The sequence below is a fragment of the Caulobacter sp. 1776 genome (assembly GCF_040545685.1).
Lineage (GTDB): Bacteria > Pseudomonadota > Alphaproteobacteria > Caulobacterales > Caulobacteraceae > Caulobacter.
Map to the genome: position 1 here is coordinate 774,506 of NZ_JBEPMI010000001.1, position 20,529 is coordinate 795,034.

26 protein-coding genes and 1 tRNA gene are annotated in these 20,529 nt (G+C 69.3%); 9 read left to right on the top strand and 18 right to left on the bottom strand.

Features of this window, described 5'->3' with window-relative positions; genetic code table 11:
• The first annotated feature begins 95 nt into the window (after positions 1–95).
• Positions 96–722, top strand: a complete 627-nt coding sequence (locus ABIC66_RS03530; protein WP_354068001.1) for a hypothetical protein — start codon at positions 96–98, stop codon at positions 720–722.
• A gap of 7 nt (positions 723–729) precedes the next feature.
• Here ABIC66_RS03530 and ABIC66_RS03535 read toward each other — a convergent pair whose 3' ends face one another.
• From ABIC66_RS03535 to hemC, 6 genes are all read right to left on the bottom strand, one after another.
• Positions 730–1,041 carry a hypothetical protein gene (locus tag ABIC66_RS03535; protein WP_354068002.1) on the bottom strand — a complete coding sequence of 104 codons (312 nt, stop codon included), beginning with the start codon at positions 1,039–1,041 and terminating at the stop codon, positions 730–732.
• 69 nt (positions 1,042–1,110) lie between these two features.
• Positions 1,111–1,186, bottom strand: a tRNA-Thr gene (locus ABIC66_RS03540).
• Positions 1,187–1,226: 40 nt separating this feature from the next.
• On the bottom strand, positions 1,227–2,771 hold the full coding sequence (locus ABIC66_RS03545; protein ID WP_354068003.1) for a heme biosynthesis protein HemY: 1,545 nt from the start codon (positions 2,769–2,771) through the stop codon (positions 1,227–1,229).
• Positions 2,768–3,673: a COG4223 family protein gene (locus ABIC66_RS03550; RefSeq protein ID WP_354068004.1), complete on the bottom strand. Its 906-nt coding sequence runs from the start codon at positions 3,671–3,673 to the stop codon at positions 2,768–2,770. Before ABIC66_RS03550 ends, ABIC66_RS03545 begins: the two co-directional genes overlap by 4 nt.
• Positions 3,674–3,716: 43 nt before the next feature.
• Positions 3,717–4,403, bottom strand: coding sequence for a uroporphyrinogen-III synthase (locus ABIC66_RS03555; protein ID WP_354068005.1), 687 nt, complete (start codon positions 4,401–4,403; stop codon positions 3,717–3,719).
• 3 nt (positions 4,404–4,406) lie between these two features.
• Positions 4,407–5,375 (bottom strand): hydroxymethylbilane synthase, encoded by a 969-nt coding sequence (gene hemC, locus ABIC66_RS03560; protein ID WP_354068006.1) that lies wholly within the window; start codon positions 5,373–5,375, stop codon positions 4,407–4,409.
• Between the two features lie 71 nt (positions 5,376–5,446).
• Here hemC and tsaD point away from each other — a divergent pair, with 71 nt between their 5' ends.
• From tsaD to ABIC66_RS03585, 5 genes are read left to right on the top strand one after another with little or no spacing between them, the layout of a single operon-like run.
• Positions 5,447–6,550 (top strand): tRNA (adenosine(37)-N6)-threonylcarbamoyltransferase complex transferase subunit TsaD, encoded by a 1,104-nt coding sequence (gene tsaD / locus ABIC66_RS03565; protein ID WP_354068007.1) that lies wholly within the window; start codon positions 5,447–5,449, stop codon positions 6,548–6,550.
• Complete coding sequence (locus tag ABIC66_RS03570; protein WP_354068008.1) at positions 6,547–7,554, top strand: NAD(P)H-dependent glycerol-3-phosphate dehydrogenase; 1,008 nt, start codon at positions 6,547–6,549, stop codon at positions 7,552–7,554. Before tsaD ends, ABIC66_RS03570 begins: the two co-directional genes overlap by 4 nt.
• 15 nt (positions 7,555–7,569) lie before the next feature.
• Positions 7,570–7,851 (top strand): YciI family protein, encoded by a 282-nt coding sequence (locus ABIC66_RS03575; RefSeq protein ID WP_354068009.1) that lies wholly within the window; start codon positions 7,570–7,572, stop codon positions 7,849–7,851.
• 4 nt (positions 7,852–7,855) lie between these two features.
• Entirely contained in the window at positions 7,856–8,221 is a 366-nt protein-coding gene (locus ABIC66_RS03580) for a Rieske (2Fe-2S) protein (RefSeq protein ID WP_354068010.1), read from the top strand.
• A gap of 56 nt (positions 8,222–8,277) precedes the next feature.
• Entirely contained in the window at positions 8,278–9,057 is a 780-nt protein-coding gene (locus tag ABIC66_RS03585) for a class I SAM-dependent methyltransferase (RefSeq protein WP_354068011.1), read from the top strand.
• 6 nt (positions 9,058–9,063) lie between these two features.
• Here ABIC66_RS03585 and moaC read toward each other — a convergent pair whose 3' ends face one another.
• Genes moaC through moaA form a run of 5 tightly spaced genes read right to left on the bottom strand, consistent with a single transcriptional unit; the run spans position 9,064 to position 11,830 of the window.
• Positions 9,064–9,537 carry a cyclic pyranopterin monophosphate synthase MoaC gene (gene moaC, locus ABIC66_RS03590; RefSeq protein WP_354068012.1) on the bottom strand — a complete coding sequence of 158 codons (474 nt, stop codon included), beginning with the start codon at positions 9,535–9,537 and terminating at the stop codon, positions 9,064–9,066.
• A gap of 13 nt (positions 9,538–9,550) precedes the next feature.
• Positions 9,551–10,105: a molybdenum cofactor biosynthesis protein B gene (gene moaB / locus ABIC66_RS03595; RefSeq protein ID WP_354068013.1), complete on the bottom strand. Its 555-nt coding sequence runs from the start codon at positions 10,103–10,105 to the stop codon at positions 9,551–9,553.
• Positions 10,106–10,114: 9 nt separating this feature from the next.
• Positions 10,115–10,558 carry a molybdenum cofactor biosynthesis protein MoaE gene (locus tag ABIC66_RS03600; protein ID WP_354068014.1) on the bottom strand — a complete coding sequence of 148 codons (444 nt, stop codon included), beginning with the start codon at positions 10,556–10,558 and terminating at the stop codon, positions 10,115–10,117.
• Positions 10,555–10,794, bottom strand: coding sequence for a MoaD/ThiS family protein (locus ABIC66_RS03605; RefSeq protein ID WP_354068015.1), 240 nt, complete (start codon positions 10,792–10,794; stop codon positions 10,555–10,557). The genes ABIC66_RS03600 and ABIC66_RS03605 overlap by 4 nt, the downstream gene beginning before the upstream one ends.
• 1 nt (position 10,795) lies before the next feature.
• Positions 10,796–11,830 carry a GTP 3',8-cyclase MoaA gene (gene moaA, locus ABIC66_RS03610; RefSeq protein ID WP_354068016.1) on the bottom strand — a complete coding sequence of 345 codons (1,035 nt, stop codon included), beginning with the start codon at positions 11,828–11,830 and terminating at the stop codon, positions 10,796–10,798.
• A 30-nt stretch (positions 11,831–11,860) separates the two neighbouring features.
• Between moaA and ABIC66_RS03615 the strand changes: the two genes are divergently transcribed.
• Positions 11,861–12,484 carry a nucleotidyltransferase family protein gene (locus ABIC66_RS03615; RefSeq protein WP_354068017.1) on the top strand — a complete coding sequence of 208 codons (624 nt, stop codon included), beginning with the start codon at positions 11,861–11,863 and terminating at the stop codon, positions 12,482–12,484.
• A gap of 49 nt (positions 12,485–12,533) precedes the next feature.
• On the opposite strand, the gene ABIC66_RS03620 is transcribed toward ABIC66_RS03615, so the two are convergent.
• From ABIC66_RS03620 to ABIC66_RS03645, 6 genes are all read right to left on the bottom strand, one after another.
• Complete coding sequence (locus tag ABIC66_RS03620) at positions 12,534–12,758, bottom strand: hypothetical protein (protein ID WP_354068018.1); 225 nt, start codon at positions 12,756–12,758, stop codon at positions 12,534–12,536.
• Positions 12,736–13,173 (bottom strand): hypothetical protein, encoded by a 438-nt coding sequence (locus ABIC66_RS03625; protein ID WP_354068019.1) that lies wholly within the window; start codon positions 13,171–13,173, stop codon positions 12,736–12,738. Before ABIC66_RS03625 ends, ABIC66_RS03620 begins: the two co-directional genes overlap by 23 nt.
• Positions 13,174–13,349: 176 nt before the next feature.
• Positions 13,350–13,802 carry a hypothetical protein gene (locus ABIC66_RS03630; RefSeq protein WP_354068020.1) on the bottom strand — a complete coding sequence of 151 codons (453 nt, stop codon included), beginning with the start codon at positions 13,800–13,802 and terminating at the stop codon, positions 13,350–13,352.
• Positions 13,803–13,982: 180 nt separating this feature from the next.
• Positions 13,983–14,666 (bottom strand): LuxR C-terminal-related transcriptional regulator, encoded by a 684-nt coding sequence (locus tag ABIC66_RS03635; protein WP_354068021.1) that lies wholly within the window; start codon positions 14,664–14,666, stop codon positions 13,983–13,985.
• Positions 14,667–14,727: 61 nt separating this feature from the next.
• Positions 14,728–16,908, bottom strand: coding sequence for a xanthine dehydrogenase family protein molybdopterin-binding subunit (locus ABIC66_RS03640; protein ID WP_354068022.1), 2,181 nt, complete (start codon positions 16,906–16,908; stop codon positions 14,728–14,730).
• The gene (locus tag ABIC66_RS03645; RefSeq protein WP_354068023.1) at positions 16,905–17,435 is read right to left on the bottom strand and encodes a (2Fe-2S)-binding protein; all 531 of its coding nucleotides are present in this window, start codon (positions 17,433–17,435) and stop codon (positions 16,905–16,907) included. The genes ABIC66_RS03640 and ABIC66_RS03645 overlap by 4 nt, the downstream gene beginning before the upstream one ends.
• Positions 17,436–17,652: 217 nt before the next feature.
• Between ABIC66_RS03645 and ABIC66_RS03650 the strand changes: the two genes are divergently transcribed.
• Both ABIC66_RS03650 and ABIC66_RS03655 read left to right on the top strand, forming a co-directional pair.
• On the top strand, positions 17,653–17,967 hold the full coding sequence (locus tag ABIC66_RS03650) for an MliC family protein (RefSeq protein WP_502910280.1): 315 nt from the start codon (positions 17,653–17,655) through the stop codon (positions 17,965–17,967).
• 23 nt (positions 17,968–17,990) lie between these two features.
• Positions 17,991–18,881, top strand: coding sequence for an NAD(P)-dependent oxidoreductase (locus tag ABIC66_RS03655; protein ID WP_354068359.1), 891 nt, complete (start codon positions 17,991–17,993; stop codon positions 18,879–18,881).
• Here the strand turns inward: ABIC66_RS03655 and ABIC66_RS03660 are convergent.
• A complete protein-coding gene (locus ABIC66_RS03660; protein ID WP_354068024.1) occupies positions 18,874–20,526 on the bottom strand; it encodes an MFS transporter in 1,653 nt (550 codons plus the stop codon). The two genes, ABIC66_RS03655 and ABIC66_RS03660, sit on opposite strands and share 8 nt — an antisense overlap.
• Positions 20,527–20,529 lie beyond the last annotated feature (3 nt).

The window sequence follows — 20,529 nt, forward strand, 5'->3', positions numbered from 1 at the left end:
GCGGCGACGCCGGGCCCTTTTCTTATCCGGGATGGCCACGCTTGCGCCGCATCCCGGGCCTACCGACATTTCTGGCGGGGGCGCCAGGAGGCAGTATGCGTACGGCGATCGCCAGCGGAACTTGGCGACGGCCCTCGCGGCGGGATCTGGCGATCCTGGCCCTGGCCACCGCCGCCCACGTCGTGGTGCTGCTGGCCCTGGTCTCCGGCGCGCGCTGGATGCCGCGGCTCGTCGAGCCGCCGATCATCGAGGCGGAGCTGCTGGACGCGCCCGCCAAGCGCCTCGCCCCGCCGACGCCAGCGCCCGCCCTCGCGGCTAGGGCGGTTCGAAGCCTTCCCACGCCACCGCCCATCGACGTTCCCGCCGCGCCCACCGCGAAACCCAGCGGTCCGCCGGCCATCGTCGCCCCACCCGGCTTCACGCCTCGAAAACTGGCTGACGAGAGCGACTCCACCCGCGAAAGCCTGCGAGGCAGCCTGGGCTGCCGGCACGAGAAGGTCGCCGCCCTGACCAAGGCCGAAAGGGCCGCCTGCGCCGAGGCCGACGGTCTGCGCTCCCGCACCGCGCCGCTGTACGCCGCCATCGACCCGGACAAGAAGGCCGCCTTTGACGGCGACTGCGCCAAGGACGACGACTGGTGCCTCTATCGTATCGGCAAGGGCCCCTATCCGGGCATCTTCGCCCTGGGCAAGAAGAAGAAGCGCAAGGGCTGGGACGACTGAGTCGGCGCTAGGACTTGCCGACGTCCATGCCCAGCGTCGGGCCGATGCCGTCCGGATGATCGCCGAAATACTTGCCTTCGGAATGTCGCCGGGCCACCGCCTCCAGTCGCTTGCGTAGGCCCGCATCCAGCTGAAGCGTCGGACCGTCCTCGGGATCCTCGCCCTCGTCCAGCGGGATCGAGGCGGCGATCACCTGCCGCAACCGCGCCCCGAACCGCGCATCGTCGGCGCTCCCGGCCTCGGGCGGGGATTCGAGAAAGGCCAGGACCTCTTCCAGCGCGGTTTCGTCGTCGACGTGACCTGGGACGCGATCGGACATGCGAATCTCCTTCGAGACTCGAACGGAGCCCTATCGTCTCTAGTTCCAGTATCAGAAGGAGAGAAGAAGTGGTGCCGCCTAGGTGACTCGAACACCTGACCTACGCATTACGAATGCGCCGCTCTACCGGCTGAGCTAAGGCGGCCCACGGACGCTTCGGGCGGAACCCGGAGCGGAGGGAGCGCCTATTTAGCGGCGCGCGAGCCACTTGCCAAGCGCCGTCTTGCACCAGAATTGCGGCGGGGCGCCGGCCCCCCTTCCGGCGGGTCCGAAATTGGCGGCGCGTCGAACACGCCGGGGTCGTCCGGAATGGGCATCATGGCGCCGCCGGTCTCGGCCGCGTGGATGAACGATGTCGATCCCGCGTAGTCCGCATAGGCCGACGGCAGTTCGGGCAGGTCGTTCATCGTCCGCTCGCGGCGCTCATGACGCGGATGGATCAACTGGCCGGTCTCCGCGTAGCTGACCGCCAGCCGCGCCCAGTCGTCGCGCTGATAGGCGAAGGCGCGGCCTTCCGGATCCAGGTCCGACCAGTCGGGCTCCTGCGGGGCCTGGAGGCCGCGCGCGATCCAGGCGCGGGCTTCATCGGCCTCGCCATTGGCGGCGGCGACGCGGGCCATCAGGCCGGCGAAGCGGGCCGTCGGGGTCTCTTGGTCCAACAGGCGGGCGACAGCGCGGGCGGCGATCGGTTCGCCGCCGATCAGGGCGCTCTCGACGCGCAGGATGCGGCTTTCGCGGGCTTCGGGCTTCAGGGCGGCCAGGGCGGCCAGGCGCTGGGCGCGGGCCTTGGGCGTCTCGTTGGTCTTCAGGTCGCGATAGGCCAGCCACAGCGCCGGGTGCGGCTCGGCCTTCCAAGCGGCCTCGATCAATTGGCCGGCCTTGGCGACCTTGCCGTCATCGGCCAGCAGCCGAGCGGCCATCACCACGCCGGGGGCGAAGTCAGGCTTCAACTTCACCGACTGAGTCGCGAAGTCCAGCGCCTGGGCGCGGGCCTTGGGCTCGGCCGACTCTTCCAGGCTCGCCGCCGAGGCGGCCAGCAGCGCGGCGCGGCTGCGCTCGGCCACGGCCGGCGAGACGATCTTGCGCTCCAGGGCGCCCTGGACGAGGTCCAGCGCCGCGGCCCAGTCGCCGACCTCCAGACGCGCCTCGAGCAGCGCGCTCCACGCCCAACGAGCAGTGCGCGCCAGGCCGTAGGCGGTCTCGGCATGACGGACGGCGGCGGCCTTGTCGCCCTCGGCCTGGGCCGCGTGCATCAGGCCGCGCAGGCCCGCCAGGCGCATTTCAGGAAAGCCGAGCATGGCGCTATAGGCGCTCTTGGCCGCGCCGCGATCGCCAGCCGCTTCCGCCGCCTGCGCCGCGAGCACCCGGACGAGGGCCGGCGCGTCCTCGGCCAGTTCGGCCGACTTCTGGGCCAGGCGACGGGCTTCGGAGCCGTCGCCGGCCGCGACCGCCAGGAAGCCGCGCGACAAGGCCTCGATCGCCTGCTTGCGCCTGGACTCGGCCCGGGCGCGCGCGGCGCGACGCGGGGCCTCGACGATCCAGATCACGCCGCGCCACAGCAGGGTGAACAGCAGGGCCGAGAACAGGGTCAGCAGCGCCGCCGTGGCGGCGGTCATCTCGATGCGCCAGCCCATCCACTCCAGCGCGGCGCGTCCGGGCTCGCCGGTCAGGGCTAGGACGCCGACCGCGACGGCGGCGACCAGGAACAGCGCGAAAGCGACGCGGGTCATGGCGCGACCGGAGCGGTGGCCGGAGACGCGGCCCGCGACACACGCGACAGGTCGGCCAGGGCGTCGGCGCGCACGGCGGCGACATGGCGGTCGATCTCGATCCGCCGGTTGGCCGCGTTGATCCAGGGCGCCAGCACGTCACGGGCCGGATCGGGAATGGCGTCCAGCGCTTGAACCGAACCCTCGACGTCGCCCTCGTCCAGCAGGTTCTGGGCGCGGGCCAGCATGGCGTCGGGAGTTGTCCCCTTGGTCGAGCCGACGTGGCGGATCGAGACGATGCTGGAGAGGGCGTAGCGGATTCGCGAGAACAGATCGGCGTCCGCGCCGGGATTGCGCGCGGCGCTGGCGGCGCGGCCGGCCAGGTTCCCGAACTGCACGGCCAGACCGGCGCGGGTCGGCGCGCCCAGACGGGCCAGGGGTTCGAGCGCGCGAAGGTCGGGCGACGAGGGCAGCACCCGCTCCAGACCGGCCAGCTCCTCGCCGAACGGACGCGACGTCCCAGCCGCCTCGGCCAGGGTGGAGACCGCCAGGGCCGCCGCGGCGGCGTCCGCCACGCTCTTTTGGCTGGTTTCCAGGGCGGTGATTCGACCGTCCAGGCGTTCGACGTCGGCGACGGGTGGAGCGGTGGCGGTCTGGTTGTTGTCGATCGGCAGGGCCGAGCCCGCGGCGACGCGGTCGGCGACCGGGCGCGGGCTGGGCGTGACCGAGACCGCGCCGTCGGCCGGCTTGGTCTTGGCCGGGAACAGTGTCGGCCCGAAGCGCGCGACACTGGCGCCCAGGATGGCGCAAAGGACGCATAGGACCAGCCAGATCCAGACGCTGGGCCCCATCACCCGTCGGCGAGCATAAAGCGCCGGATCGCTGGGCGCGACGATTTCAGCGGGATCGGGAGCGGCGTTCATGTCCCATTCGTGCCCCACGCCGCCGCGTCGCGCAACGTCGCGCTCAAGCCGTGAGCAGCGCCAACAGCGCGGATTCGTCCGGGCGCGGCGCGAAGGCCACAGACCCGAGTTCTTTCAGCCCCGACAGCGGCGCGGCCACGGCCTCGGAGAGGCATAGCGCCCGCAGCCCTGGCGCGCGCCGCCGGCCCAGGATCCCGGCCAGGACCTTGGCCGCGCGCGGCGAATAAAGAAGCACCGTCAACGGAGCATCGAGACGCGCCAGGGTTTCCACGGACGGAGCCCGCTCGCGCGTCTCGTAGACGGCGACCCCCTTGGCCATCACGCCGCAACTCCGCAACATGCCGACGAGATCACCGGCCGGTTCCCTGGCCCCCGCCCAAAGCACCGGGCCGGCCGCTCCGGCGGCGATCAGCGCGCACAGATCCTCGACATCGCCGTCGGCGCTGGAGACGGTGGCGAAGCCCTCGCTCTGAGCCGCCTTGGCGGTCGCTCTCCCCACCGCGAAGACCGGCAGGCCGCGTTCGTTGGACAGCCGCGCGAAGGCCTCGACGCCGTTGGCGCTGGTGAAGGCCAGGGCCGTGGCGTGGGACAGGTCGATCTCGACGTCCAAGGCCTCGACCGTCAGCAGGGGGTCGACTAACGGCGTAAGGCCCAGGGCCGCCACGCGGTCGGCGGTCGCCAGGGCGCCGGGACGGGCGCGGGTGATCCAGACCGGCGCGGCCTCGTCCATGGCCTATTCCGGCAGCAGAAGCGCGCCGCCGCCTTCGACGCGGACCTGGCCGCCCAGATCCAGACCCAGGGCGCGCGCCTCGGCGACGTCGTCGGCGCCGGTGAGGGTGATCGCGCCGTGCCGGCGGAAGCGTTGCGAACCGTCCGGGGTCAGGGCCTCGACCACCATGGACAAGCGCGCGCCGTCCAGTACGGCGCGGGCGCCGATGGCGGTGCGGCACGAGCCTTCCAGGGCGTAGAGCGCGCCACGCTCGGCCGCGACGGCGATCGTGGTCTCGCGGCAGCGGACGGCTTCCAGCCACGGCGCGTCGACGTCCTCGGCCCTGGTCTCGATGACCAGGGCGCCCTGGCCCGGCGCGGGCGGCGCAGCGTCCGGATCCAGCCAGCTCCTGGTGAGGTGGCCCAGACCCAGACGGTTCAGGCCCGACTGGGCCAGCAGGATGGCGTCGGCCTCGCCACGCTCCAGCTTGGCCAGGCGGGTGTCGACATTGCCACGCAGCATGACGATCTCGAGATCGGGCCGCACGTGCAGGGCTTGCGCTTGCCGACGGAGCGAGGCGGTGCCGAGGCGCGCGCCCTTGGGCAGGTCTTCCAGCCGCTCGCAGACATGGCTGATGAAGGCGTCGCGCGGATCTTCGCGTTCCGGCGTGGCGGCCAGGACCAGACCCGGCGCCAGCTCGGCTGGCATGTCCTTCAGCGAGTGGACGGCGCAGTCGATACGGCCGTCCAGCAGGGCTTCCTCGATCTCCTTGGTGAAGAGGCCCTTGCCGCCGATTTCCATCAGGCGACGATCCTGGATGCGGTCGCCGCTGGTGACGATCGGAATCAGCGGGGCGACGGCCTCGATCTCCTCCTTGGAAGCGCCTGCCGGAACGCCGAGCGCGTGCGCGATCCGCGCCTGCATCAGGCCCGATTGCGCCAGGGAGAGCTTGGAGCCGCGCGCGCCGATGCGGATGGGAGGTTGCCGGGACACGGTCGGAACGTTACCTGCGAGAACGAAATTCATCTTCGCTGCTACAGGAGCGGCCGGAAGCCCGCAACCGGATGACCACCCTTAAGCCTTCAGGCCTCACCATCCTCGGCCTCGAAACCAGCTGCGACGAGACCGCGGCCTCGGTCGTGCGCCGCGCCGAGGACGGGACGGTCACGGTGCTGTCCTCGGTCATCGGCACCCAGTTCGAGCAGCACGCCCCGTTCGGCGGCGTGGTGCCCGAGATCGCGGCTCGAGCCCACGTGGAAGCGATCGACGCCATCGCCGCCGAGGCCATGCGCGCCTCGGGCCTATCGTTCGACGACCTCGACGGCGTCGCCGCCACGGCCGGCCCGGGTCTGGTCGGCGGGGTGATGGTCGGCCTGGCGTTCGGCAAGGCCGTGTCGCTGGCGCGCGGCGTGCCGCTGGTCGCGGTGAACCACCTCGAGGGCCACGCGGTCTCGGCTCGCCTGGGCGCCGACATCGCCTATCCGTTCCTGCTGCTGCTGGTTTCCGGCGGTCATTGCCAGTTGCTGGAGGTGTCTGGCGTCGGGGCCTGTAGGCGCCTGGGCACCACGATCGACGACGCGGCCGGCGAGGCCTTCGACAAGATCGCCAAGAGCCTGGGCCTGCCCTATCCGGGTGGTCCGGCGCTGGAGAAGCTGGCCATCGGCGGCGACGCGACCCGCTATGCCCTGCCCCGCGCCTTGCTGGGCCGCAAGGATTGCGACTTCTCGTTCTCGGGCCTGAAGACCGCCGCCGCGCGGATCGCCGAGACCCTGACGACCGATGATGAGCGTCGCGACCTGGCCGCCGCCGTCCAGGCCGCCATCGCCCGCCAGCTATCCGAGCGGGTCGACCGGGCGATGAAGCTCTACAAGGAAAGCCACGATCTGGACGCGCTGCGCTTCGTCGTCGCCGGCGGCGTTGCGGCCAACGGTGCGGTGCGCGCGGCCTTGCTGGCCGACTGCGAGAAGAACGGCTTCTCGTTCGCCGCCCCGCCGTTGGCCTATTGCACCGACAACGCCGCCATGATCGCCCTGGCCGGGGCCGAGCGGCTGGCCCTGGGGATCTCCGACGACCTCGACGCCGTCGCCCGTCCGCGCTGGCCGCTGGACGAGGCCGCGGCGCTGGCCAACCCCGCCAACGCGTACGGCCGCAAGGGAGCCAAGGCATGACCCATAAAGCCACCTTCCGCCATGTGGGCGTCATCGGCGCCGGCGCCTGGGGCACGGCCCTTGCCCAGGTCTGCGCCCGCGCGGGCCTTCAAGTCACCCTGCAGGCCCGCGAGACCGAGGTGGTGGCCTCGGTCAACGCGACCCATCGCAACGACCTCTTCCTGCCGGGGATCGACCTCGAACCGACGATCAAGGCCGCGCCGGACTTGGCCGACCTCGCCGACTGCGATCTGATCCTGGCCGTCGCGCCCGCCCAGCACCTGCGCGCGGCCCTGACCGCCTTCGCGCCGCATCATAAGGCGGGCGCGCCGATCGTCCTGTGCTCGAAGGGCGTCGAACAGGGCACGCTAAAGCTGATGACCGACGTGGCGGCCGAGGCCCTGCCGGACGCGACCATCGCGGTGTTATCCGGGCCCAGCTTCGCCGGCGAAGTGGCGCGGAGCCTGCCCGCCGCCGTCACCCTGGCCTGCGAGGACGAGGCCCTGGGCCGCGCCATCGCCGAGGCGATCGCCATCCCGACCTTCCGCCCCTACACCGCCAACGACCTGATCGGGGCCGAGGCCGGCGGGGCGGTGAAGAACGTGCTGGCCATCGCCTGCGGCATCGTCGAGGGCAAGGGCCTGGGCCGCAACGCCCACGCCACGGTGATCACGCGCGGCTTCGCCGAACTGACCCGCCTGGCCGTCACCCTGGGCGCCAAGCCCGAGACGCTTGCCGGCCTTTGCGGCCTGGGCGACCTGGTGCTGACCTGCTCCAGCCCGCAGTCGCGCAACATGAGCGTCGGTCTGGCCCTGGGCCAAGGCCTGACCTTGGAGCAAGCCTTGGCCGGCAAGGTATCGGTCGCCGAGGGCGTCGCCTCGGCCCCCGCCGTCCGCGCCCTTGCCCGCAAGGTCGGCGTCGAGGTTCCGATCTGCGAGGCCGTCGCCGCCATCCTGGCCGGTGAGGTCGCTGTCGACGACGCGATCGCGGGCCTACTTTCGCGCCCCCTAAAATCCGAAGCCTAAAACAAGGACCGCCGCATGGCCCTCTTCGTCATCATCTGCAAAGACAAGCCCGGCGCGCTCGAGACGCGCATGGCCACCCGTCCGACCCACCTGGATTACCTGAACGGCTCGGGCCTGGTGAAGGCCGCCGGCCCGCTGTTGAGCGACGCGGGCTCCCCGATCGGATCGCTGCTGATCATCGAGGCCGAGGACAAGGCCGCAGTTCAGACCTTGCTCGACAATGATCCTTATACCGCCGCCGGCGTCTTCGAGAGCACCGAGATCCAGTCCTGGCGCGTGGGCGTCGGCTCGCTCTAGGCCGTTGCAGATCGATCTGGACAACCCCGCCCGCCCTCCCGCCGGCACGGTGCTGTGCGGCTTGGACGAGATCCCCTCGCCAGGCTCGAAGGGCTTCCGCTGGCGCGAGGGCGACGCGCTGTTCGCCGGCTTCGTGGTGCGCAAGGACGACCTCGTGGTCGGCTATCTCGACAGCTGCCCGCATGCCGGCTGGCCGCTGGCGGGCTTCGCCGGACGCTATCTGACCCGCGAGAACGACTTGATCCTGTGCGGCGGCCATGCGGCCCTGTTCCGGATCGAAGATGGAGCCTGCGTCGCCGGCCCGTGCCCGGGCGACAAGCTGTTCCCCTGGCCCGTCGAGGTTCGCGACGGCCAGATCGTCACGGTCTGACCCTTCCTTAAGACCTTTGGCCTAGCGTCCCCGCAACCGATTGGAGGAGCGGGACCATGGCCGACGGGACCGACATGAATTTCGACGCCGAGACGGTGACCCACCGGGGCGGTCTCGCCAAGCTGCGCTCGCTGACAAAGGTCAATCCGCGCCTGGCCGGCAACCTGGCCAAGACCATGCTGGGCGGGCAGCGCGACCACGCGGTGGTCGACGCCTTCAACGCCCATGCCGAGCAGGCGGGCTTCGAGTTCACCTCGACCTGGGCCAGCAACAACATCCCGTTCGTGGCCCCGCTGCTGCGTGATTTCGCCGCCAAGCGTCCGCAAGGCGAGACGATCCGCTACATGGAGATCGGCGCTTACGAGGGCCGCAACCTGGCCTTCATGGATTGGATGCTGCCCCAGCGCCTGGCGGTCACGGTCATCGATCCGTGGTTCGACGAGGCCCTAAACCCGGAAGAGAAATATCACGCCGTCGAGCCGCGCTTCCGCCGCAACATGGCCAAGTGCGGGTTCCGTAGCCTGGCGACGCACAAGGGCTTTTCGACCTATGTCCTGCCCCAGATGCTGGAACGCGGCGAGCAGTTCGATCTGATCTATGTCGACGGCAGCCACACGGCGCTGGCCGTGCTGATCGACCTGTGCTTCTGCGCCAGCCTGCTGAGCGTGGGCGGTATGATGGTGCTGGACGACTACTGGCACGACATCAGCGAGATCGGCGGCCCGGGCGTGAAGCAGGCCGTCGACCAGTTCCACGCCGCCTTCGGCCGCTATTTCGAGATCGCCGCCGTCTATCGCCAGGTCGCCCTGGTGAAGATCGCCGAGATCCCGCGCTAGACGTCGTTAGGCGCCCGCGGTCCAGTCGCCGGACTTGCCGCCGGTCTTTTCCAGAAGGCGCACGGCCTCGATGACCATGCCCTTCTCGGCGGCCTTGAGCATGTCGTAGATCGTCAGGCAGGCGACGGAAGCGGCCGTCAGGGCCTCCATCTCCACGCCCGTCGGGCCCGTGGTCTTGACCCGCGCGGTCACGGCCAATCCGCCTTCGGCCGCCTCCACCTCGACCACCACCTTCGACAGCGCCAACGGATGGCACAGCGGGATGAGGTTGGCGGTCTGCTTGGCGGCCATGACGCCGGCCAGTTCGGCCACGGCCCGGACATCGCCCTTGCGGCCCGAACCGGACACCGCCAAGGCCAGGGTCTCGGGGCTCATCCGCACGAAGCCGCTGGCCACCGCCTCGCGCGCCGTCGCCGGCTTGTCGGAGACGTCGACCATCCGGGCCCGGCCTTGGTCGTCGATGTGGGTGAGCTTGCTCACGGCGCCGCGAACCTCACTGTTCAAGAAGTCGAGGCATCAGCTCGACCATGTTGCAGGGCTTGTGACGGCTGTCGAGCTGGGCGGCGATGACCTTGTCCCAGCCATCCTTGACCGCGCCGTTGCTGCCCGGAAGACAGAAGACGAAGACGCCGTCGATCAGCCCGGCCGTCGCCCGCGACTGCAGGGTCGAAAGGCCGACGGTGGCGTAGGACACCAAGTGGAAGATCACCGAAAAGCCGTCGATCTTCTTGTCGAACAGCGGCTCCAGGGCCTGGACGGTGACGTCGCGCCCGGTCAGGCCGGTGCCGCCCGTGCTGATGATCGCATCGACGGCCTTGCTATCGATCCAGTCGCGGACTTGGGCGCGGATCTGCTCGATGTCGTCGCGGATCACCGCGCGGCCGGCTAGGTCGTGCCCAGCGCCCCGGACACGATCGATCAGAAGCTGGCCCGACGTATCGGTCGACTCGTCGCGGGTGTCGGAGACCGTCAGGATCGCGATCCGCACCGGCTTGAACGGCAGCTCCGGCTTGATCCCGCCACCCGGCTTCAGGCCTGTTTCCGACATCCCGTCCTCCTAGTCCCAGCGTTCGGCGTCGGTCCTATCGCGGTCCGTCGGCTCGATCCAGCGCGCGCCGTCCGGGCCGTGCTCCTTCTTCCAGAAGGGCGCGCGGCTCTTGAGATAGTCCATCAGGAAGTCGCAGGCCTCGAAAGCCTCGCGGCGATGGCCGGCGGCCGTGGCGACGAAGACGATCGCCTCGCCCGGCGCGATGCGTCCGGTCCGATGGACGACGTGAACGTCGTGCAGCGAGAAGCGCGCGACGGCGGCCGTGACGATCTCGCCGATCGCCGCGTCGGTGAAGCCCGGATAGGCCTCCAGCTCCAGCGCGACCGCCAAGCCTTTCTCGGCCCGGGCCAGACCCACGAAGGTGGCCACCGCTCCGGTCTCGGCGCGATCGGCGCAGAAGGCGGTGACGAGGGCGCCAGGCTCGAACGGCCGCGCGGTCAGGGTGACGGTCATCCGCCGCTCATCGGCGGTAGAAAGGCGACCTCGGTTCCGGCGGTCAGCGCCGCTTCGCCCCGGACGATGGCCTTGTCGACCGCGACCTGCACGCCGGGCGCGGCCAGAGCCTCGGCCAAGTCGGGATCCGCGGCCGCCAAGGCGTCGCGCAAGCCGGAGAGGTCGGACGCCGCGATCACGCGATCGCGCCAGCCGGCCTGGTCAGCCAGGCGCCCAAACAGAAGCACCCGGGCCATGTCAGCCGCCCGTCGTCGACATGTGTCGCGCCACGGCCGGGCGCGCCGCGGCGATCTGGAAATCGTGCCCTTTGGGCTTGGCCCCGATCGCCGCGAAGATCGCGTCCTGGAGTTCCGCGTCGCTCGCTCCCGCGCGGATCACCGCTCGCAGGTCGCTGGCGTCGTCGCGGCCGAGGCAGGTGTGCAGGGTGCCGGTGCAGGTCAAGCGCACCCGATTGCAGGTGTCGCAGAAATGGTTGCTGAGGGGCGTGATCAACCCCAGCCGCCCACCGGTCTCGGCCACGCGCACATAACGCGCGGGTCCGCCGGTGGCGTAGTGGATGTCCTCCAGCGTCCAGAACGAGGACAGGTCACGGCGGACGTCCTTCAGCGATAGGAACTGGTCGGTCCGGTCCTGGTCGACCTCGCCGAGCGGCATGGTCTCGATCAGCGTCACGTCGCAGCCGCGGGCGTGGGCCCATTGGATCAACTCAGGCAGTTCGGCGGCGTTGTCATTCTTCAGCGCCACGGCGTTGATCTTGACCGCGATCCCGGCGGCCAGCGCCGCATCGATGCTGGCGACCACCCGCGCCAGGTCACCGCCGCGCGTCAAGGTTCGGAAGAGGTCCGGCTTCAAGGTGTCCAGCGAGACGTTGATCCGCCGCACGCCATGGCGGGCCAGCTCTACGGCGTAGCGTTCCAGCTGGGTGCCGTTGGTGGTCAGGGTCAGCTCGTCCAGCGCGCCCGAGCGCAGGTGCCGCGATAGGCCGCCTACCAGGTCCATGAAGCCCTTGCGCACCAGCGGTTCGCCACCGGTCAGGCGCAGCTTGCGCACGCCCAGGCCCACGAATGTCGAGGCCAGACGGTCCAGCTCCTCCAGCGTCAGCACCTCGGCCTTCGGCAGGAAGGTCATGTGTTCGGACATGCAGTAGAGGCAGCGCAGGTCGCACCGGTCCGTCACGGAGACGCGCAGATAGGTCACGGCGCGGCCAAAGCCGTCGATAAGCCGGGGCGCGGTCGTTACCGCTTGCGCGGAGCTGTCGTCATAGGGCGTCATGTCTGGGCCTAAGAATAGGGGCTGGAGCCCATGACGCAAAGCGCTACGACGTCGCTGGAGGCCATCGTGCTGGCGGCCGGTCGCGGCGCCCGGTTCGGCGGCGGCAAGCTTGTCGCCCCGCTGAACGGCGCGCCGCTCGTGGCAGGCGCCCTACTGACGGCGTTCCTGGCCCCCGTACGGCGTGTTTTCGTGGCGATCGGGCCCGATCCGGCCGTGCGCAAGGCGATCGAGGCGACGGCGACCCGGCTGAAGGCTTCCGAGCGGCTCGTCCTGGTTTCCGTCGAGAGCCCCGACGAGGGCATGGGCGCATCGTTGCGGACAGCCGCCCAGGCGTTGCCGGACGATGCGGGGGGCGCTTTCGTTCTTCTGGGAGACATGCCGGCGATCGACCCATCGACCCCCGCGCGCCTGGCCCAGGCGCTGAACGGCCTGAATGGGATCGTCGCCCCGACCTATCTGGGCCGACGCGGCCATCCCGTCCTGTTCGGCGCGGCCTGGCTTCCGGCCCTGCGCGGCCTTTCCGGAGACGAAGGCGCCCGCGCCCTCGTGGAGAGCGCGGGCGCCCGGCTGGCGCGAGTTCCCGTCGAGGATCCGGGGATCCACCTCGATGTGGATCGACCCGAGGATCTCGCCCGCGCCATCGAAGGCCGTTGAAGGGCTGGATCTCCCTCCAAGGATCCAACCGACGGCCTTCGCCCGTTCTTCAATGCAAGGCTTTCTCCCCGCCCGTCACGATGCGCTTGATCTCTGCGATCAGCCTGAGGGCGGCGGCGGAATCGCCCCGCTCCTGCAAGGCCACCAGCTTGGGGATCAGGATCGTCAGGATGCGACGGTTGTTCTCGCCGACCACCGCGAAGCCGCGGCGGAACTCGGCGACATCCTGTTCGTCGCCGACGGCGTCGAGATCAGGACCGACCAGCGCCTTCATCGCCCCGTCTCCGGGCGCGAACGGTGAGCCAAGTCGCTAGGTTGATGACGAGCAGCTGCAGCCAGCTCACGACGTTGTTGGCGCCGTACTGATTGTATTTGTGAATACCGGGATCGGCCAGGGCGACGAACGGAATGACGACGACCACGATCGTCAAGGCGGCGAGCACCGCGCACCATAGCCGTCGCCACTGCATCGAGATCCAGACAAAGATCAACGCCGTGTTGGTGTCGATGATTATCACCGGATAGTCCAATCTGTACTGATGCCGCTGCGACACCAGTTGCGAGAGCACCCAGGCGGCGATCAAGACCGCCGCCGCCAGCCGAAGCGGTCGATCTCCCTTCCAGACCGCCGCCCCGCAGGTCGCTAGGGCCAGCAGATAGACGACGTAGGGGCTTAATAGATCGAACAAGCACAAACCCCGATGCGAGCGACGGCCTGCTCGACGTAAAGCATGGATCCCGCCCCGCGGGCCTGATCCTCCTCGACGATGTCGCGCGCGATCCTTTCATGCAAAGGAAATCACATCGCGCGGCGGCTTGCTCGAGTCCCCTGGCCCGCTTCAGAGCGATTGCCAGGTCGCCGAAGCTAGGATGGAGCTGCGCCTTCATCGGCCCGTCTCCGGGCGCGGACGGTCAGCCAGACAGCCACCAGGACAACCACGAGCTGGAGATCGGACACGATGTTGTTGGAGACAGCGTGATTGTAGATGTGGATCTCGCGATCGAATGTGGCGACGATCGGAATGATGACGACGATCATTGTCAGGGCGGCGAGCACGGCGCACCAGATCCGCCGCCATCGCATGGAAATCCATATCAAGATCAGCGTTAGATGCGTATCCAGGATCGTGACTGGATAGTCCAAGCCGTTCCTGTGTCCCTTGCTGATAAGCGGCGACAGGGCCCAGGCGACGAGCAGGGCCGCCGCCGCGAGGCGCAAAGAGCGATCCCCTTTCAGGACAGCCAGACAGCAGGTCGCCAAGGCGCACAGGTAGCTGGTGAAGGGAAGCAGCAGCTCGAATGTGGATAGTGACGCCAAGCTCGAATCTCGGTGCGGGCGACAGCCCGCCCTGCGGGGAGAACAGCCCGCGCCCCACGGTCATGCTCCCTCCGAACGATGTAGCGCACGATCTTTTCATGCAAAGGAAATCCCGTCGCGCGGCCGAAGCCGCCCGTTGATGAGCACTGCGATGATGGTGGTGGGGTCGGCGGCGGCCGGTCAGCGATGGGTGATTCGCTGGACCGCCATGATGAACTCATGCACGCCGATCGCGATGACGGCGAGGAGGACGGCGGTCAGCGCGGTGATCCCAAGCACCAGGCCGAGCCACTGAAGATTGCTCATCTCATGACGCCAATCCCGTCGTGCAGCCGGTCGTGCATGAGAAACGTCATCGCCAGAGCCGGCGACGAGGTCGTGGAAGGCCGCCCGCCATTCGCCCGAACCTTCAGCGAGGCCGCCGCGTCGCACGTCGACGCGCGCCGGCTCCACGCTCCGGCCGGCGACATCCGGCGCTGCCGCCAATCCCCACCCGCCGCCGAAACGTCCGGCCTGATTGGCTTTCTGGATGTCCGGTTCGGGTTGTGTCGTTCGCTCATGACCGCTTCCAATCTCTCGATCAGAAAGCGGCGGGTCTGGAAGCGCTGCCAGATCGCTTGGTCGCTTACGGTAGTCATTACCGGGGTCGCCGCCTTCCCAGGCCACGAAGGCCAAGGCCGCATCGCGGCGGCTCAGGCCCGACAGCCGGCGGCGCGCGCTGAGCACGTGCATCTCGACCGTCTTGGGTGAAAGGCCGAGCGCCCGCGCGATCTCCTTGGATTGGAGATGCGCGGCGATGAGCCGGAGGATTTCCCGCTCCCGGGGGGTAAGCTTCTCGAAAGCCTTACTGACGCGATCGACCATGACGGCAAGATGATTGGCGAATTTGCTCCCGTCTAGCGAGCAGGACGGGAACTTTCGCCAATCAGGCTTCGGAACGGACGAATGGCAGGCGCGTGGTGGGCGTCTTGTTCAGGGCGAACAAGGCGTTGGCCACGGCCGGACCGATCACCGGCGTGCCCGGTTCGCCCACCCCGCTAGGTGGATTGCCGGAAGGCACGATATTGGTTTCCACCGTCGGCGCCTCGTTGATCCGCAGGACGCGGTACCGATCGAAATTGCTCTGGTCGACCTTGCCGTCGGTCAAGGTGACCTCGCCGTAGAGGACACCCGAGAGCCCGTAGCAGGTCCCGCCTTCCATCTGCGCCGCGATCTGGTCGGGCGAGACCGCGACCCCACAGTCGATGGCCGTGACCACCCGCCCGACGCGCGGGACGCCGTCCTGCAGCTTGACCTCGGCGACCTGGGCCACGACCGAGCCGAAGCTCTCGTGCACGGCCACGCCCCGGGTCCAGCCCGCCGCGGCGGTCGGGCCGGCCTTCTCGACCGCCAGATTCAGTGCGGCCAGATGCCGATCGGCGCCGGCCTTGGTGTAAAGGGTCCGGCGATACTCGATCGGATCCTTGCCGGCCTTGGCGGCCAGCTGGTCGATCGTGTGCTCCATGACGAAGGCGGTGTGGGTCGCACCCACCGAGCGCCACCACAGCACCGGCACGCCGACATCCGGCAGCGCCACCTGGGCGTCGACGATCGGCGTGGCCTTCAGATAGGGCGAGCCCGCCGTTCCCTCGATCGCCGTCTGGTCGGGACCCTTGCCGGCCGGCATCGGCGAGCCCTTCATGATCGACTGGGTGACGATCCGGTGGCGCCAGGCGGCGGGATAGCCGTCCTTGTCCAGCTGGATCTTCACGGCGTGAACCACGGTTGGCCGGAAATAGCCGGCCCGCATGTCGTCCTCGCGAGTCCAGACCAGCTTCACCGGCCGGCCCTTGCCGATCTTCTTGGCGATGTGGACGCATTCGGCGACGTAGTCGGACTGGAAGTTGGCCCGCCGGCCGAACGAGCCGCCCGCGAACAGGGTCTCGATTTCCACCGAGCCTGGCAGGCAGCCGACGATCTTGGCGGCGGCCAGCTGGTCCAGGGTCTGGCCCTGCGAACCGAAGGTCAGCTTGACCTTGTTGCCGTCCACGGCGGCCACGCAGTTCATCGGCTCCATGGTCGCGTGGGCCAGGTAGGGGAACTCGTAGGTCGTCTCGAACACCTGCGCGCCCTTGGCGCTGTTCAGCGAGGCCGCATCGCCGCGCTGATCGAAGGCCTCCCACTTGGTGTCGGTGTTCTTGCCGTCCGCGATGTCCTTGAAAAGTTGCGTGATGGCGGCCGAACCGCGCTTCTCGGCCTTGTCCTCGTCCCAGTCCAGTTTCAACGCCTCGCGGCCCATGCGGGCGGCGTAGGTGTTTTGGGCGACGACGGCGACGCCCGTCGGAATCTCGAAGACGTCGACCACACCCGGGACCTTCTTGGCCTCGGCGGCATCGACGCTCTTCACCTTGGCGCCGAACCGCGGGCCGTGGGCGACCACCGCCGTCAGCATGTCCGGCAGGCGGACGTCCTGGGTGTAGCGGGCCGTGCCGTCGCTCTTGGCCTGGGCGTCCTTCCGGCGCACCCGGTCGGTGCCGATCAGGGTGAAGGTCTTGGGGTCCTTCAGCTTGACGTCGGTCGGTGGCGGAACCTTGGCCGCGTCGGTCAGCAGCTCGCCGAACCCGGCGGTCTTGCCCGACGTGTGGGTCAGGATGCTGTCCTTGACCGTGATCTCACCGACCGGGACGTTCCACTTGTTGGCGGCGGCCTGGACGAACATGGCCCGCGCGCCGGCCCCAGCCTTGCGCAGCTGATCCCACGAGTTGGAGATCGCCGACGAACCGCCGGTCAGCTGCGCGCCCAGGGCGCCGTTGGCGTAGAGCTTGGCGTTGGCCGGGGCCTGTTCGACCATCACCTTGGTCCAGTCGGCGTCCAGCTCCTCGGCGACGATCGCCGAAAGGCCGGCATGGTTGCCCTGGCCCATCTCCAGATGTTTCGAGATCACCGTCACCACGCCGTCCGGCGCGATCTTGATGAAGGGCCCGAACGCCCCGACCTCGACCTTGGAGCCGGCGCTCATGATATCGGCGGGCGAGCAGCCGACCAGCAGCGAGCCGCCGACCAGGGCCGAGGCGACGATCACATCGCGCCGACTGGGCGCGGCGGAAGGCTTGAAGGGCGCGTTCATCGGCCGGCTCCACGATGGGTCGCGCCGGAGCCGGCGACGATGGCCTCGTCGATGTCGGCGTGCGGCTCGCCGGTGGGCGGACCGAAGTCCGCCGCGTCCTTGATCGCCGCCCGGATCCGCTGATAGGCGCCGCAGCGGCAGATATTCCCGGCCATGGCGTTGTCGATGTCCTCGTCCGAGGGCTTCTTGTTCTGCTCCAGCAAGGCGACCGCCGACATGATCTGACCCGACTGGCAGTAGCCGCATTGCGGCACGTCGTGGCGCACCCAGGCCTGTTGCACCGGGTGCTGGCCGCCCAGGCTCTCGATGGTCGTGATCTTGGCGGTTCCGACCGCCTGGATCGGCGTGACGCACGAACGGATCGGCTGACCATCCAGATGGACCGTGCAGGCCCCGCACTGGGCCAGGCCGCAGCCGAACTTCGTGCCGGTCATGCCCAGTTCGTCGCGCAACACCCACAGAAGCGGGGTCTCGGGCGCCGCCTGCACCGACGTCGGCTTGCCATTGATATCGAGGGTCACGGCCATGCGTTTTCGTCTCCCAACGAAAGCGGTGGCGGCGCAGCGGGGCCGCCAATGACCAAACCTAACACCGTTCACTCCGGGCTTGGCCAGAGGATTTTGAGCAGCGGTTCCGAACAGGAAACGCGCGATGGCGGAAAATCGCGCCCGCGCCGGCGAAAGCTAGGCGGGCGCCGTTCGAAACCCGCTATGTTGACGCTCGGCATCGCATGGAGGCCTGATCTTGCGCCGCGTCATCGTTTCCTTCGCCGTCCTGGCCGCGACCCTGGCCGGCTGCGCCACGGTGGCGCCGATGGACGCCACCGACGCGCCGATCCGCTACAGCTGCAAGGCCGGCAAGCGGTTCACCGCCGCCTACGCCCTGCACGGCAAGCGCGTCGTGGTGACGGCGGGCGGCGCGACCAAGACCCTGACGCTGGCCCGCTCGGCCTCCGGCGCGCGCTATGCCGCCGGCGACGCCGAGATCTGGAGCAAGGGCGCCGACGCCATGCTCAAGGGCTTCCCCGGCGGCCCTTACGCCGACTGCCGCTCGCAATAGATCCCTGTTTTCGAGGTCTCGTGTTGGACTCCTTCCCCGCCTACTTCCCCCTGGCCGGCCGCAAGGTGGTGATCGCCGGCGCCGGCGACGCGGCCGAGGCCAAGGCCCGATTGTTCGAGGGTTCGCCCGCCACGGTGATCCGTTTGGATGGCCACGCGGCCTATCTGCCCGGCTCGTACACCGGCGCGACCCTGGCCTTCGTGGCCAGCCCAGACGAGGTCTTCGTGCAAGCCGCCGCTAGCGCGGCCCGCGCCGCGCGGGTGCTGGTCAATGTCGTCGATCGACCCGAGCTCTGCGACTTCAACACGCCAGCGGTGATCGACCGCGGCGAGGTGGTGGCGGCCGTCGGCACCGGCGGCTCCGCGCCGGTCCTGGCGACCATGCTGCGCAACGACATCGAGGTTCAGGTGCCGGAGGGCACGGGCCGCGTGGCCGCCCTGCTGCGGAAATTCCAAAGCGAAGTGCGCGGCGCCCTTCCGGCCTTGCACGAGCGTCGAGCCTTCCTGCGCGACGCGGTGCTGGGCGAGGCCGCCGAGGCCGCCCGAGCCGGCGACATGGACCGCGCCGGCCAACTTTTCCGCGAGGCCCTCGCCAAGGGTTCGGCCCGTCGGGGAACCGTGCGCTTCATCGCCGGCAAGGGCCCTTCCGATCTGCTGACCTTGCGCGCCGTGCGGGCGCTGGGCGCGGCCGACGTGCTGGTGCTGGACGGCGACGCCGAGCCCGAGGTCGTGAAGATGGCCCGCCGCGACGTCGAGCGCGTCGATGGCGCCGGGGTCGACGCCGACCATCTGATCCAGCTGGCGCGCGAGGGCCGCCAGATCGTCCGCCTGATCACCCACGCGGTTGACCCGGCCCTGGTCCATGCCCTGACCCAGGCCGAGGTGGTCGTCGAGGTGCTGCCCGCCGCTAGTTGAGCGGCCGCTCCTTGGTCTCGGGCAACAGGAAGGCCGTGGTCAGCACGCTGATCAGGGTGAAGGCCACCGGGTACCATAGGCCGGCATAGATGTTGCCGACCGCCGTCACGATGGCGAAGGCGAAGAACGGCACGAAGCCGCCCACCCAGCCCGTGCCGATATGATAGGGCAGCGACAGGGCCGTGTAGCGCACCCGAGTCGGGAACAGCTCGACCAGGCAGGCGGCCAGCGGACCGAACAGCGCCGTGGCGGCGATCACGAACACGAACAAGACCAGCAGGATCAGCGGCTTGTTCATCCGCGCGGGATCGGCCTTGGCTGGATAGCCGGCCTTGGCCAGGGCCACCTTGATCTGGCTTTCCACGCCGGTCTTCACCGCCTTGGTCCGCGCCTTCGGCAGGCCCGCCGCGCTCTTGGACGTCACCTCGACGCCGCCGACCTTGACCACCGCCACCGTTCCGGCCGGCGCCGTCTGGTTGGCGTAGGAGATCCCGGCGTTGGCCAGCGCGCCCTTGACGATGTCGCACGAGGTGACGAAGGCCGCCTTGCCGACGGGATCGAATTGCAGCGAGCAGTCCTTGGGATCGGCCACGACTACGACGGGCGACTTGGCCGAGGCTTCCGCCAGGGCCGGGTTGGCGGCTTTTTCCAGAAGATGGAAGCCGGGGAAATAGAACAGCAGGGCCAGGGTCATGCCGCCCAGCATCACCGGCTTGCGGCCCACCCTGTCTGACAGCCAGCCGAACACGACGTAGAAGACGGCGCTGATCGCCGTGGCGGTCATCATCAGGCCATTGATGGTGACCGGATCGACCTTCAGGAACTTCTCCATGAAGGTCTGGACGTAGAAGAAGCTCGTGTACCAGACGGCGCCCTGGGCGCACATCATCGACAGGAAAGCCAGGATCACCAGCTTCAGGTTCTTCCACTGGCCGAAGGCCTCGGCATAGGGCGCCTTGGAGGCCTGGCCCTCTTCCTTCATCGCGGCGAAGGCGGGGCTTTCGGTCAGCTTCATCCGCATCCAGACCGAGACGCCCAGCAGGCCGATCGAGACGGCGAACGGGACCCGCCAGCCCCAGGCGTCGAAGGCCTCGGGACCGACGTGCTTGCCCAGGACCCAGCGGGTGGCGAGGATCACCAGCAGCGCGCCGAACAGGCCGAAGGCGGCGGAGGTCTGCACCCAGGACGTCGACCAGCCGCGCTTGTTGGCTGGCGAGTGTTCGGCGACATAGATGGCCGCCCCGCCGTACTCGCCGCCCAGCGCGAAGCCCTGCACGCAGCGCATGACGATCAGCAGGATCGGCGAGATGATCCCGGCCTGCTGGTAGGTCGGCAGGAAGGCGATGGCGAAGGTCGCGCCGCCCATCAGCAGCACCGTGGCCAGGAACGCGCCCTTGCGGCCGGCCTGGTCGCCGATCTTGCCGAACACCAGGGCGCCCAGCGGCCGGAACGCGAAGCCGACCCCGAACAGAGCCAGGGCCGCGATATAGCCGGCCGCGTCGGGCAGGCCGGTGAAGAAGGTCTTGGAAATGACCTGGGCCAGGCTGCCGAAGATGAAGAAATCGTACCATTCGAAGGCCGTGCCGGCCGACGAGGCCGCCACTACCGTGCGCATGGAGGCGCGTTCCTTGGCGTCTTCGGCCATGTT

Coding starts and splice junctions, on each gene's coding strand:
- moaB (WP_354068013.1), bottom strand. CDS start 10,105: ATGTCGGAAACAGGCCTGAAGCCGGGTGGCGGGATCAAGCCGGAGCTG.
- ABIC66_RS03585 (WP_354068011.1), top strand. CDS start 8,278: ATGGCCGACGGGACCGACATGAATTTCGACGCCGAGACGGTGACCCAC.
- ABIC66_RS03640 (WP_354068022.1), bottom strand. CDS start 16,908: ATGAACGCGCCCTTCAAGCCTTCCGCCGCGCCCAGTCGGCGCGATGTG.
- ABIC66_RS03620 (WP_354068018.1), bottom strand. CDS start 12,758: ATGAAGGCGCTGGTCGGTCCTGATCTCGACGCCGTCGGCGACGAACAG.
- ABIC66_RS03600 (WP_354068014.1), bottom strand. CDS start 10,558: ATGACCGTCACCCTGACCGCGCGGCCGTTCGAGCCTGGCGCCCTCGTC.
- tsaD (WP_354068007.1), top strand. CDS start 5,447: ATGACCACCCTTAAGCCTTCAGGCCTCACCATCCTCGGCCTCGAAACC.
- ABIC66_RS03660 (WP_354068024.1), bottom strand. CDS start 20,526: ATGGCCGAAGACGCCAAGGAACGCGCCTCCATGCGCACGGTAGTGGCG.
- ABIC66_RS03605 (WP_354068015.1), bottom strand. CDS start 10,794: ATGGCCCGGGTGCTTCTGTTTGGGCGCCTGGCTGACCAGGCCGGCTGG.
- ABIC66_RS03535 (WP_354068002.1), bottom strand. CDS start 1,041: ATGTCCGATCGCGTCCCAGGTCACGTCGACGACGAAACCGCGCTGGAA.
- ABIC66_RS03635 (WP_354068021.1), bottom strand. CDS start 14,666: ATGGTCGATCGCGTCAGTAAGGCTTTCGAGAAGCTTACCCCCCGGGAG.
- ABIC66_RS03545 (WP_354068003.1), bottom strand. CDS start 2,771: ATGACCCGCGTCGCTTTCGCGCTGTTCCTGGTCGCCGCCGTCGCGGTC.
- moaA (WP_354068016.1), bottom strand. CDS start 11,830: ATGACGCCCTATGACGACAGCTCCGCGCAAGCGGTAACGACCGCGCCC.
- ABIC66_RS03530 (WP_354068001.1), top strand. CDS start 96: ATGCGTACGGCGATCGCCAGCGGAACTTGGCGACGGCCCTCGCGGCGG.
- ABIC66_RS03645 (WP_354068023.1), bottom strand. CDS start 17,435: ATGGCCGTGACCCTCGATATCAATGGCAAGCCGACGTCGGTGCAGGCG.
- ABIC66_RS03555 (WP_354068005.1), bottom strand. CDS start 4,403: ATGGACGAGGCCGCGCCGGTCTGGATCACCCGCGCCCGTCCCGGCGCC.
- ABIC66_RS03570 (WP_354068008.1), top strand. CDS start 6,547: ATGACCCATAAAGCCACCTTCCGCCATGTGGGCGTCATCGGCGCCGGC.
- ABIC66_RS03550 (WP_354068004.1), bottom strand. CDS start 3,673: ATGAACGCCGCTCCCGATCCCGCTGAAATCGTCGCGCCCAGCGATCCG.
- ABIC66_RS03615 (WP_354068017.1), top strand. CDS start 11,861: ATGACGCAAAGCGCTACGACGTCGCTGGAGGCCATCGTGCTGGCGGCC.
- ABIC66_RS03575 (WP_354068009.1), top strand. CDS start 7,570: ATGGCCCTCTTCGTCATCATCTGCAAAGACAAGCCCGGCGCGCTCGAG.